This window comes from Streptomyces sp. NPDC002577, from assembly GCF_053594815.1.
In genome coordinates, this window is sequence record NZ_JBSFWK010000014.1 from 119,175 (window position 1) to 130,459 (window position 11,285).

An 11,285-nucleotide genomic window follows, 5' to 3' on the forward strand; every position below is an offset into this window, starting at 1 on the left:
TCCTGACAGCCCGACCTCGACCCCCGATACTCAATTCCGCGCAATCGCCGACGAGTTGGGGAGACATCATGAGACGCACGCGCAGAGGTTTTCGCAAGGCATTGGTCGCGACGGGATGCGTGGCCGCGCTGGCCGTCGGTCCGTCCACCGCGCTCGCGACCCCCGGCAGCGGGGTCTCCGGCACGATCCTGGCCATCGGGACCTCGGCGGGCACACTGAAGATCAAGCCCCCCAAGGGGCCCGCGGACGTGGTCGTCCGCACCGTCACGATCGAGCCGGGCGGATCCACCGGCTGGCACTACCATCCCGGCCAGGTCATAGCCGTCGTCAAGTCCGGCACCCTCACCCGCACCATGGACGACTGCTCCGTCGAGTCGAACCCCGCCGGGACCGCCTTCGTCGAGCCGTCCGGCCCGGACCATGTGCACATAGGCCGCAATCTCGGTACGGAGCCGGTCGTCCTCTACCTGACCTACCTGCTCCCCGAGGGCAGCCCGCTGTCGGTCGACGCGGACGCGCCGGAGTGCGCGCAGGGGAAGGCAGGGTGACCTGCGGGCGAGATCTCACCTGACGACGCACCGCAGGCCCCCCACCCGCACATCACCCGTTCTGGTCGGGACAACCAGCCTGTTCCGGATACCCCGCGGCCTCCTCCGCCGTGATCTCCCGCAGTTCACCGTCCAGCAGCAGCCGGCGTGTGATGCCGATCGACTCCAGGAACGGCAGGTCGTGACTGGCCACGATCAGCGTTCCCTCGTACGACTCCAGGGCCGTCGTCAGCTGTCGGACGCTCGCCATGTCCAGGTTGTTCGTGGGCTCGTCGAGCATGAGCAGCTGAGGTGCGGGCTCGGCCAGCATCAGCGCGGCGAGTGCCGCCCGGAATCGCTCTCCGCCCGAGAGGGTCGCCGCCCGCTGGTCGGCCCGCGCCCCCTTGAACAGGAAGCGGGCCAGACGCGCCCTGATCCGGTTGTAGGTGGCCTCGGGTGCGAAGCGGGCCACGTTCTCGGCGACGGTGAGGTCCTCGTCGAGCACGTCGAGCCGCTGGGGCAGAAAGCGCAGCGGCACGTGCGCCCTGGCCTCGCCCGCCACCGGTGCCAGCTCTCCGGCGATCGTGCGCAGCAGGGTCGTCTTGCCCGCGCCGTTGCGGCCGATGAGCGCGATCCGCTCGGGGCCGCGCAACTCGAACTCGCCGCTCACACGCGCGCCGTACCTCAGCTCCAGCTCGCGCAGCGTCAGCACGGCGCGGCCGGACGGGACCGCGGTGTACGGCAGGTCGATGCGGATCTCGTCGTCGTCCCGTACCGCCTCCACCGCCTCGTCGAGGCGCTCCTTCGCCTCGGCGAGCCGCTCCTCGTGCATGATGCGGTGCTTCCCGGCCGACTCCTGGGCGGCCCTCTTGCGCGCACCCATGACGATCTTGGGTTCGCGTTTCTGCTCCCACATCTTCTGGCCGTACCGTTTGCGGCGGGCCAACTTGACCTGCGCATCGGCGAGTTCACGCTTCTGGCGGCGCAGATCGGTCTCGGCGACCCGCACCATCCGCTCGGCCGCCTCCTGCTCGACGGAGAGCGCCTTCTCGTACGCGGAGAAGCTCCCTCCGTACCAGGAGATCTCGCCCGCGTGCAGGTCGGCGATCTGGTCGACCAGTTCGAGGAGTTCACGGTCGTGGCTGACCACGACCATGACACCGGACCAGGCCGCCACCGTGGCGTAGAGGCGTCGGCGCGCCCACAGGTCGAGATTGTTGGTGGGCTCGTCAAGGAGCAGCACGTCGGGGCGGCGCAGCAACAGGGCGGCCAGACGCAGCAGCACCGACTCGCCGCCGGACACCTCGCCGATGGTGCGGTCGAGGCCGATGTGGCCGAGGCCGAGGCCGTCGAGGGCCGCGACGGCGCGTTCCTCGACGTCCCAGTCGTCGCCGACCGCCGTGAAGTACTCCTCCCTGACGTCGCCCGCCTCGATGGCGTGCAGCGCGGCGCGCGTACCGGCGATGCCCAGGACCTCGTCGACGCGCAGTCCGGTGTCGAGCGTGACGTTCTGCGGCAGGTAGCCGACCTCACCGGCCACGCGGACGGTGCCGTCCGTCGGGGTGAGCTCGCCCGCGATCAGCTTCAGCAGGGTCGACTTCCCGGACCCGTTGAGCCCGATGAGGCCGGTCCTGCCGGGACCGAAGGCGGCCTGCAGACCGTCGAAGACGGCGGTCCCGTCGGGCCAGCCGAAGGTCAGGGACGTGCAGGTGATGGATGTGGGAGATGTGGACAAGAAGGCCTCCGCGGTTGCTGGAGCGGTGGCCGGGAAGGGCGATCGTCGTGGACTGGCCGCATACGGAGGCCGGTCGCGAACGCGGTCCCGGTCACTGGCAAGTGGTCAGGGGCAACGCGTTCGGGACACCGCGGGATGGGGCGACGACGGCGGATGATCAACCCGGAGGCGAACGCCGTCAGGCAGAGGCCGTCAGACGGAAGCCGAAGGCTCGAGGCCGGAGGTCGCGGGAAGGAAGGCCCGCGCCGGAGGACGGCTCGTACGCCGAGGTCGCACGCTGTGCACACGGCAGCAAGGGGCTGTGTGACACGGTGTCCCAGGACCTCAGACGAGCAACGTCCTTCTCCAATCGACGGCAACAGAACCGTTGTGAACGCTACGAGAGCGCCCCATCGGCGTCAAATGTATTTTCGGCGCGCAGTCCGGCGCGGGCGAGCGCTCAGCGGGTGCTTGGCTTCCGGGTGACGGCCCCGGGCGGCTGCTTCAGCAGGCACCGCCCAGCAGCTCGGCGAGGTCGTGGTCCAGGCCGAGATGGAGGTGCTCCTCGCCCGCAGGCACGATCGCGAAGGTGCGCGCAAGGAAGCGGCGCAGCTCTCCCGTGCGGACATGGACGATCGCGGTGCCCTCGCAGGCGTGGAACTCGAGGACCGTGCGGTCGTAGCCGTACGGCCGCAGCTGCACGTCGCCCTGGCCGGCTGGCCGGTCGATGCCGGTGCTGAGCAGGTCCCGTGCGAACGTCCAGCAGACCTCGACGCCGGCCAGGGTCGCCGGTGCCGGGAAGGTGATCCGCACGGCGAAGGGATCACGCCGGTCGTAGTGCAGCGTCGCGGGGATGGTCGGCATCCGCGGCACGGCCGCGACGAGGCGGGCCTCTACGGATTGTTCGATGACGGTGGACAACGCCTGCTCCCTGGTGACGGCTGATCGAAGGCTGGGCTGATGGCGCCGGCCCTTGTATAGACGGCAGAACGAGCGAATGCGTGCATGCCCCGGCCGAGTGACCTCTGTCACCCGCTTCAATCCCGTCGCTCCGTCGCGGTGACAGACGTCATGGAGGCCCGTCCGGTTCGGTTCGCCCGGCTCGTCTCCAGGGCGGCGACCTCCGGCCGTCCGTGGGCGGTGCTCCACGCGCGCGTACCCCTCGGGATGAAGGTTGACCTGGACGGCCCCCCGGCCGGCGTCCGGGCCGGGGCCATCTGCGGTGCGGCGGTGCGGAAGTCATGCTTGCCTGATTCAGGGGCCGTTGTCACAGAGTGAGGAGCACGACCATGCCACGCGGCTCTAGCCCCAAACGGGAACGCCAGTATGAGCACATCAAGGAGAGCCAGCTCGAGTGCGGTGAGAGCAAGGACCGCGCCGAGGAGATCGCCGCGAGGACGGTGAACAAGGAGCGGGCCCGGCAGGGCGAGTCGAAGACCGCGAGCCGCACCTCGACCGAGGACATCTCGTCGGGCCGCCGCGGCGGCCTCCGTTCCGGTCGGGGATCGCAGGGGCCGACGTATGACCAGCTCTACCAGGAGGCCAGGAGCCGGAACATCGAAGGCCGTTCGAAGATGAACAAGGACCAGCTGTCCCGCGCGCTGGGCCGTTGACCGCGCCCACGAAGGGCCGGGACGGTGCACCGGCCCGGCCCGGCCCTTCGCGCGTCAGCCGGGGAGCTGCTGCCGGTGGGCGGCCAGCTCGGGCGCCGTCTTCGTCGCGATGAACTCCGTGATCCGATAGGCGCACACGCCCGCCACGGCGAACGGATCGGCCGCCGTGATCTTCTCGATCTCTGCCCGGTCGTCGCCGACGGCGAGGATGACGCCGCCGTCCCGGGGGTGCTTGCGGCCCGAAGCGAGGAAAGTACCGGACGCGTAGTGCTTCTCCAGCCACTCGACATGCGCCGGCAAGGCGGCGTCGACGGCCTCGAGAGGTGCGGTGTAGGTCAGTTCCAGTACGAACATGATCGCGATCGTACCCGCGGCCCCGTACCCTCGACGGCACCATGAGAACTGTGAGCATTCCCGGGGACTGGCCCACCACCGAGGCGCAAGCCCGTGCGATCCAGGAGGAGTTGCGGACCCGGGTGGTGCTCGACGAGCCCGGGCCGGCGCCGGGGACCGGGCATGTCACGGGGGTCGACGTCGCGTACGACGACGAGCGGGACCTGGTCGCCGCCGCGGCCGTGGTCCTCGACGCGGCGACCCTGGAGGTCGTCGATGAGGCGACCGCCGTCGGCCGGATCTCCTTCCCGTACGTCCCCGGGCTGCTCGCCTTCCGTGAGATACCCACCGTGCTGGCCGCCCTCCACAGGCTCGGCGCCGACCCCGGAACGGTCGTCTGTGACGGCTACGGCCGCGCCCATCCGCGTCGCTTCGGGCTCGCGAGCCACCTCGGCGTCCTCACGGGACTGCCGTCGATCGGCGTCGCCAAGAAGCCCTTCACCTTCTCGTACGAGGAACCGGGCACACCGCGCGGTTCCTTTTCGCCCCTGGTCGACGGGGACGAGGAGGTGGGCAGAGCGGTGCGCACCCAGGACGGCGTCAAGCCGGTCTTCGTCTCCGTCGGGCACCGCGTCAGCCTGGACACCGCATGCGCTCACACGCTCCGGCTGACCCCGCGCTACCGCCTTCCGGAGTCCACACGGCGCGCGGACGCGCTGTGCCGCCGGGCACTGGGTGAGGCGGCCGCCCGGGACGAGCCGACTGAGTAGTCGAGCCGACTGAGTATCCGTACGGATGTCCGTTGTGTATCTGTGCGGATCTCGGGGGCCGCCGCGGTCGGCAGGCTGTGCCGCATTAGTTCGCACCGCGCCCCGAAGGCCGCCGCCGCACCGCTCCACCCGCTCGAGCGCACCGTGACTGCCGCTCTGGTCATGGCGGTCATCGCCGCACTCGCCTGGATCGGCGGGATGATCTACACCGTCATATCGTGGTGACTCACCTCTCGGCCGCCACCCGGAAGGTGATCCCCGCCGCGCGCAGCCGGTCCATGAGGGCGTCGCCCATCGCGACCGCGGTCGTCACCTGGCCCGCCGTCTCGGGCAGATCGTCGAGCGCGAGCGACAGCGCCGACTCGGCGAACATCTTCGCCGTCTCGCCGTAGCCGGGATCGCCGCCCGCGACCTCGGTGAACACCCGGCGGCCTCCGCCCTCGCCCACGAACCGCACCGAGAACCAGCTCCGCTCGCGCCGCTGCTCGTCCGGGCCCTCACCCGGCCTGAGACGGTTCGACAGCCAGCGTCGGGCGTGCGGAAGCTGGGCCGACGCGTACAGGGCGCCTGCGGCCGCGACGCCGCCCACGGCGAACGGCAGCCGCTTGACGGCCGCGTAGTGCCGGTACCGGAAGTCCGGTCCGTACCGCTCGAGGGACCGAGCCGACCGCTGCACGATCTGCGGATCGATCGTCGGCAGGAGCAGCGCCCAGGCGGCGACCTCCTTGGCGTACCGCGGAGAGCCTGCCGGCGCGTAGGCGCGGCGGCCCAGCAGACGCGGCTCGTGCCGTCGTCGGTCGCGCGCGGCCGCCAGCATCTGCGGACCGCGCGAGAACTGGTTCAGCGCGGATGCGAACGTGCCGCCCGAGAACATCGCATTGGACCGCACGAAGCCGTCGATGCGCAGCGGTACGCCCTCGGGCAGCTGCAGCACCGTGAAGTACGCGCCCAGGTCGTGCGGTACCGAGTCGAATCCGCAGGCGTGCACGAGGCGGGCACCTGTCTCACGCGCGCGTGCGTCGTGCCTGACGTAGGTGAGATCGACGAACTCGGGCTCGCCCGCCAGGTCGGCGTAGTCGGTGCCGGCCTCGGCGCAGGCGGCGACGAGGTCCTGCCCGTAGCTGAGATACGGACCGACCGTCGTGGCCACCACGCGCGCGTGCGCCGCCATCTCGCGCAGCGACGCCGGGTCGGACACATCGGCCCGCAGGAGGGCGGGTTCCGGGTGCCCCGGTGCGAGGGCGGCGAGCTGTTCGCGCAGCTCCTCCAGCTTGGTCGTGCTGCGGCCCGCGATCGCCCAGCGCAGCCCTTCGGGTGCATGGCCGGCCAGATACTCCGCCGTCAGCCGCCCCACGAATCCGGTCGCGCCGAAGAGTACGACGTCATACGCCCGATCGGTCCTGTTCTGCCTGCTCATGGCACCCCTCAGCCGTGCGTTGCGGGCCGCTGTCGGGGGCCGAGGCTAGCGTGGGCTCCACGGGGTTGAAGCGGCGCCCCACGCCCCTGGACCCCACAATTGGCTAAGCGCTTGCTCGCCCAGGTCTTGTGGGGCATGGAACGCGTTCTTAACATCGTTGGTGTTACAGCAATGGTGTCACGCTACTGGGGGCGCAATGGCAGATGAACAGACCAGGCCGGCGGCCCGCGGTCCGCTCGCCGGCGTGCGCGTCGTGGAGCTGGCGGGCATCGGTCCCGGGCCGTTCGCCGCCATGCTCCTCGCCGACCTCGGCGCCGATGTCGTACGCGTCGACCGCCCCGGCGGAGCCGCACTGGGCATCGCCCCCGCGTACGACGTCACCAACCGCAACAAGCGCTCGGTGCTGATCGACCTCAAGGCGGAGGACGGACCGGCCCGCGTCCTGGAGCTGGCCGAACGTGCCGACATCCTCATCGAGGGGTTCCGGCCGGGCGTCGCCGAGCGCCTCGGTATCGGCCCGGAGGCCTGCCGGGCCCGCAATCCGCGACTCGTCTACGGGCGGATGACGGGCTGGGGCCAGGACGGGCCGCTCGCCCACCGTGCCGGGCACGACATCGCGTACATCGCGCTCACCGGCACACTCGGCATGATCGGCAAGCCGGGCGAGCCGCCCACCGTCCCCGTGAACCTCGTCGGCGACTTCGCGGGCGGCTCCCTCTACCTCGTCGTCGGCGTCCTGGCGGCGCTCCAGTACGCACGGGCGACCGGCACCGGACAGGTCGTGGACGCGGCGATCGTCGACGGTGCGTCGCATCTCTCCGCGATGATCCACGGCATGCTCGCGGCGGGCGGCTGGCAGGACCGCCGGGGCGCGAACCTGCTGGACGGAGGCTGCCCGTTCTACGGCTGCTACGAGACCGCGGACGGCGGGTACATGGCGGTCGGCGCGCTGGAGCAGCAGTTCTACGACGAGTTCGCCGAGCTCCTCGGCATCCGCGATGAGGCTCCGGCCCGCTGGGACATGGCACGCTGGGGCGAACTGCGCGAGGCCGTCGCCGCCCGCTTCAAGACCCGTACGCGCGAGGAGTGGACCGCGGTCTTCGCGGACTCCGACGCATGCGTTGCGCCCGTCCTCTCGCTGAGAGAGGCACCGGCCCATCCCCATCTCGCCGCGCGCGGCACCTTCACCGACCACAGCGGCATCACCCAGCCCGCGCCCGCGCCCCGTTTCTCCGCCACGCCCACCACCGTGCGCAGCGGGCCCGCACAGCCCGGCGCCCACACCGCCGACGTGGCCCGCGACTGGGACCTCCCGAACCTGACCCCGAACAGCTCCACCCCGGCGCCGGGCGCCCCGAACCCGGCACAGCACACCACGAAGGACGGCGACTGACCGATGACCACCGAAGCGTATGTGTACGACGCCATCCGGACCCCGCGCGGGCGCGGCAAGGCGAACGGCGGCCTGCACGGCACCAAGCCCATCGACCTCGTGGTCGGTCTGATCCATGAGATCCGCGCCCGCTTCCCCGATCTCGACCCCGCCGCGATCGACGACATCGTGCTCGGCGTCGTCAGCCCGGTCGGCGACCAGGGCTCCGACATCGCGCGTACCGCCGCCATCGCCGCGGGCCTGCCCGACACGGTCGCCGGGGTGCAGGAGAACCGCTTCTGTGCCTCGGGTCTGGAGGCGGTCAACCTGGCGGCGGCCAAGGTGCGTTCGGGCTGGGAGGACCTGGTCCTCGCGGGCGGCGTCGAGTCGATGTCGCGCGTGCCCATGGCCTCGGACGGGGGCGCCTGGTTCAACGACCCGATGACCAACCTCGCCGTCAACTTCGTGCCGCAGGGCATCGGCGCCGACCTGATCGCCACGATCGAGGGCTTCTCGCGGCGCGACGTCGACGAGTACGCGGCGCTGTCTCAGGAGCGTGCCGCGGCCGCCTGGAAGGACGGCCGCTTCGACAGGTCCGTCGTACCCGTCCGCGACCGCAGCGGCCTCGTCGTACTCGACCACGACGAGCATCTGCGCCCCGGCACGACCGCCGACTCGCTCGCCGGGCTCAAGCCGTCGTTCGCCGACATCGGGGACCTGGGCGGCTTCGACGCCGTGGCGCTGCAGAAGTACCACTGGGTCGAGAAGATCGACCACGTGCACCACGCGGGCAACTCGTCCGGCATCGTCGACGGCGCCTCGCTGGTCGCCATCGGCTCGAAGGAGGTCGGCGAGCGCTATGGTCTGCGGCCGCGCGCCCGTATCGTCTCGGCCGCCGTCTCCGGCTCCGAGCCCACGATCATGCTGACCGGACCCGCGCCCGCGACCCGCAAGGCGCTCGCCAAGGCCGGGCTGACCGTCGACGACATCGACCTCGTCGAGATCAACGAGGCCTTCGCGGCCGTCGTGCTGCGTTTCGTGAAGGACATGGGCCTGTCCCTGGACAAGGTCAACGTCAACGGCGGCGCCATCGCCCTCGGCCATCCGCTCGGAGCCACCGGCGCGATGATCCTCGGCACCCTCGTCGACGAACTCGAACGCCAGGACAAGCGGTACGGCCTCGCCACGCTCTGCGTCGGCGGCGGCATGGGCATCGCCACCGTCGTCGAGCGCCTCTGAGCGTCCCGTCCCCTCCAGCCCCCAGTCTTTCCGACTCTTACGGAGCACCGCAGATGAGCACCGAGCCCACCACCATCCGCTGGGAACAGGACGAGTCCGGCGTCGTCACCCTCGTCCTCGACGACCCCAGCCAGTCCGCGAACACCATGAACAAGGCCTTCCGGGGCTCCATCGCCGCGATCGCCGACCGCGCCGAGGCCGAGAAGGACTCCATCCGCGGCATCATCTACACCTCGGCCAAGAAGACGTTCTTCGCGGGCGGCGACCTCAAGGAGATGATCGAGACCGGTCCCGAGCAGGCCCAGCATGTCTTCGACATGAGCACCGGCATCAAGGACTCCCTGCGCCGCATCGAGACCCTGGGCAAGCCGGTCGTCGCGGCGATCAACGGCGCGGCGCTCGGCGGCGGTTACGAGATCGCGCTCGCCAGCCACCACCGGATCGCGCTGGACGCACCCGGATCCAAGATCGGCCTGCCCGAGGTCACCCTGGGCCTGCTCCCGGGCGGCGGCGGCGTGACCCGCACCGTACGGCTGATGGGCATCGCGGACGCGCTGCTGAAGGTGCTGCTCCAGGGCACCCAGTACGCGCCGCAGCGCGCCCTCGAGAACGGTCTCGTCCACGAAGTGGTCTCATCGCACGAGGAGATGATGGCCAGGGCCCGCGCGTTCATCGACGCCAACCCCGAGGCCCGGCAGCCCTGGGACGTGCCGGGCTACCGGATCCCGGGCGGCACCCCGTCGAACCCGAAGTTCGCCGCCAACCTCCCCGCGTTCCCCGCCAACCTGAGGAAGCAGCTGAACGGCGCGCCCTACCCGGCGCCGCGCAACATCCTGGCGGCGGCGGTCGAGGGCTCTCAGGTCGACTTCGAGACCGCTCTCACCATCGAGGCCCGGTACTTCACCGAGCTCGTCATCGGGCAGACCGCGAAGAACATGATCCAGGCGTTCTTCTTCGACCTCCAGGCCGTGAACGCGGGCAGGAACCGGCCGACGGGCATCGAGCCGCGCCAGGTCCGCCGGGTCGCGGTGCTGGGCGCCGGGATGATGGGCGCGGGCATCGCGTACTCGTGTGCTCGCGCCGGTATCGACGTTGTCCTCAAGGACGTCTCGGTGGACGCCGCCGAGCGCGGCAAGGGCTACTCCGAGAAGCTCTGCGCCAAGGCCGTCGCCAAGGGGCGTACCAGCCAGGAGAAGGCCGACGCCCTGCTCGCCCGCATCACTCCGACCGCCGACCCCGCCGACCTGGCGGGCTGCGACGCGGTGATCGAGGCCGTCTTCGAGGACCCGGCGCTCAAGCACAAGGTGTTCCAGGAGATCCAGAACGTCGTCGACCCGGACGCGCTGCTGTGCTCCAACACCTCGACCCTGCCCATCACGCTGCTCGCCGAGGGCGTCGAGCGGCCCCAGGACTTCATCGGACTGCACTTCTTCTCGCCCGTCGACAAGATGCCGCTCGTCGAGATCATCAAGGGCGAGCGCACCGGCGACGAGACCATCGCGCGCGCCTTCGACCTGGTCCGGCAGATCCGGAAGACCCCGATCGTCGTCAACGACTCGCGCGGCTTCTTCACCTCGCGTGTCATCGGGCACTTCATCAACGAGGGCGTCGCGATGGTCGGCGAGGGCATCGAGCCCGCGTCGGTCGAGCAGGCGGCGGCCCAGGCCGGGTACCCGGCGAAGGTCCTGTCGCTGATGGACGAGCTCACCCTGACTCTGCCGCGGAAGATCCGCCGCGAGACGCAGCTCGCTGTCGAGGAGGCGGGCGGCACCTGGACCCCGCACCCCGCCGAGGCGGTCATCGACCGCATGGTCGACGAGTTCGGCCGCACCGGCAGGAGCGGCGGTGCGGGCTTCTACGAGTACGCGGACGGCAAGCGGGCCGGGCTGTGGCCCGGACTGCGCGAGCACTTCACCACGCCCGGATACGAGATCCCGTTCGAGGACATGCAGGAACGCATGCTGTTCTCGGAGGCGCTGGACACCGTCCGCCTCCTCGAGGAGGGCGTGCTGACGTCCGTCGCCGACGCCAACATCGGCTCCATCTTCGGCATCGGCTTCCCCGGCTGGACCGGCGGCGTCCTGCAGTACATCAACGGCTACGAGGGCGGTCTGCCGGGCTTCGTGGCACGCGCGCGTGAACTCGCCGAGCGCTACGGAGAACGGTTCCAGCCGCCCGCGCTGCTCGTCGAGAAGGCCGAGAGGGGAGAGAAGTTCAGCGACTGAGCGGCCGGAGGGCTGCGCAGCTGGGCCGGCCAGGGCCAGTGGAGCGGACGGGTGTGCTGGGTGGGCGGGTCGTGC

11 protein-coding genes are annotated in these 11,285 nt (G+C 70.8%); 7 read left to right on the forward strand and 4 right to left on the reverse strand.

Features of this window, described 5'->3' with window-relative positions:
- Positions 1-68: 68 nt before the first annotated feature.
- The gene (locus ACWD4J_RS20375; RefSeq protein ID WP_451396779.1) at positions 69-548 is read left to right on the forward strand and encodes a cupin domain-containing protein; all 480 of its coding nucleotides are present in this window, start codon (positions 69-71) and stop codon (positions 546-548) included.
- Positions 549-600: 52 nt separating this feature from the next.
- Here ACWD4J_RS20375 and ACWD4J_RS20380 read toward each other — a convergent pair whose 3' ends face one another.
- Positions 601-2,262: an ABC-F family ATP-binding cassette domain-containing protein gene (locus ACWD4J_RS20380; RefSeq protein WP_451396780.1), complete on the reverse strand. Its 1,662-nt coding sequence runs from the start codon at positions 2,260-2,262 to the stop codon at positions 601-603.
- A gap of 483 nt (positions 2,263-2,745) precedes the next feature.
- Entirely contained in the window at positions 2,746-3,162 is a 417-nt protein-coding gene (locus ACWD4J_RS20385) for an SsgA family sporulation/cell division regulator (RefSeq protein WP_451396781.1), read from the reverse strand.
- A gap of 368 nt (positions 3,163-3,530) precedes the next feature.
- Between ACWD4J_RS20385 and ACWD4J_RS20390 the strand changes: the two genes are divergently transcribed.
- The gene (locus ACWD4J_RS20390) at positions 3,531-3,854 is read left to right on the forward strand and encodes a plasmid stabilization protein (RefSeq protein WP_451396782.1); all 324 of its coding nucleotides are present in this window, start codon (positions 3,531-3,533) and stop codon (positions 3,852-3,854) included.
- A 54-nt stretch (positions 3,855-3,908) separates the two neighbouring features.
- Here the strand turns inward: ACWD4J_RS20390 and ACWD4J_RS20395 are convergent, their stop codons facing one another.
- Positions 3,909-4,208 carry a YciI family protein gene (locus ACWD4J_RS20395; RefSeq protein ID WP_451396783.1) on the reverse strand — a complete coding sequence of 100 codons (300 nt, stop codon included), beginning with the start codon at positions 4,206-4,208 and terminating at the stop codon, positions 3,909-3,911.
- Positions 4,209-4,249: 41 nt separating this feature from the next.
- On the opposite strand from ACWD4J_RS20395, the gene ACWD4J_RS20400 reads away from it, so the two are divergent.
- Positions 4,250-4,957, forward strand: coding sequence for an endonuclease V (locus ACWD4J_RS20400; RefSeq protein WP_451396784.1), 708 nt, complete (start codon positions 4,250-4,252; stop codon positions 4,955-4,957).
- A gap of 42 nt (positions 4,958-4,999) precedes the next feature.
- Positions 5,000-5,182, forward strand: a complete 183-nt coding sequence (gene mmpA, locus ACWD4J_RS20405; protein ID WP_451396785.1) for a morphogenic membrane protein MmpA — start codon at positions 5,000-5,002, stop codon at positions 5,180-5,182.
- Position 5,183: 1 nt separating this feature from the next.
- Here mmpA and ACWD4J_RS20410 read toward each other — a convergent pair whose 3' ends face one another.
- Entirely contained in the window at positions 5,184-6,374 is a 1,191-nt protein-coding gene (locus ACWD4J_RS20410; RefSeq protein WP_451396786.1) for a saccharopine dehydrogenase family protein, read from the reverse strand.
- 196 nt (positions 6,375-6,570) lie between these two features.
- On the opposite strand from ACWD4J_RS20410, the gene ACWD4J_RS20415 reads away from it, so the two are divergent.
- From ACWD4J_RS20415 to ACWD4J_RS20425, 3 genes are read left to right on the forward strand one after another with little or no spacing between them, the layout of a single operon-like run.
- Positions 6,571-7,767, forward strand: a complete 1,197-nt coding sequence (locus ACWD4J_RS20415; protein ID WP_451396787.1) for a CaiB/BaiF CoA transferase family protein — start codon at positions 6,571-6,573, stop codon at positions 7,765-7,767.
- Between the two features lie 3 nt (positions 7,768-7,770).
- Complete coding sequence (locus tag ACWD4J_RS20420) at positions 7,771-8,985, forward strand: acetyl-CoA C-acetyltransferase (protein ID WP_451396788.1); 1,215 nt, start codon at positions 7,771-7,773, stop codon at positions 8,983-8,985.
- A gap of 53 nt (positions 8,986-9,038) precedes the next feature.
- Entirely contained in the window at positions 9,039-11,210 is a 2,172-nt protein-coding gene (locus tag ACWD4J_RS20425; protein ID WP_451396789.1) for a 3-hydroxyacyl-CoA dehydrogenase NAD-binding domain-containing protein, read from the forward strand.
- Positions 11,211-11,285: the final 75 nt, after the last annotated feature.

Bases quoted from the DNA above. Each gene is read 5' to 3' on its own strand.
- ACWD4J_RS20400 (WP_451396784.1), top strand. From the start codon at position 4,250: ATGAGAACTGTGAGCATTCCCGGGGACTGGCCCACCACCGAGGCGCAA.
- ACWD4J_RS20395 (WP_451396783.1), bottom strand. From the start codon at position 4,208: ATGTTCGTACTGGAACTGACCTACACCGCACCTCTCGAGGCCGTCGAC.
- ACWD4J_RS20420 (WP_451396788.1), top strand. From the start codon at position 7,771: ATGACCACCGAAGCGTATGTGTACGACGCCATCCGGACCCCGCGCGGG.
- ACWD4J_RS20415 (WP_451396787.1), top strand. From the start codon at position 6,571: ATGGCAGATGAACAGACCAGGCCGGCGGCCCGCGGTCCGCTCGCCGGC.
- ACWD4J_RS20390 (WP_451396782.1), top strand. From the start codon at position 3,531: ATGCCACGCGGCTCTAGCCCCAAACGGGAACGCCAGTATGAGCACATC.
- ACWD4J_RS20375 (WP_451396779.1), top strand. From the start codon at position 69: ATGAGACGCACGCGCAGAGGTTTTCGCAAGGCATTGGTCGCGACGGGA.
- ACWD4J_RS20410 (WP_451396786.1), bottom strand. From the start codon at position 6,374: ATGAGCAGGCAGAACAGGACCGATCGGGCGTATGACGTCGTACTCTTC.
- ACWD4J_RS20425 (WP_451396789.1), top strand. From the start codon at position 9,039: ATGAGCACCGAGCCCACCACCATCCGCTGGGAACAGGACGAGTCCGGC.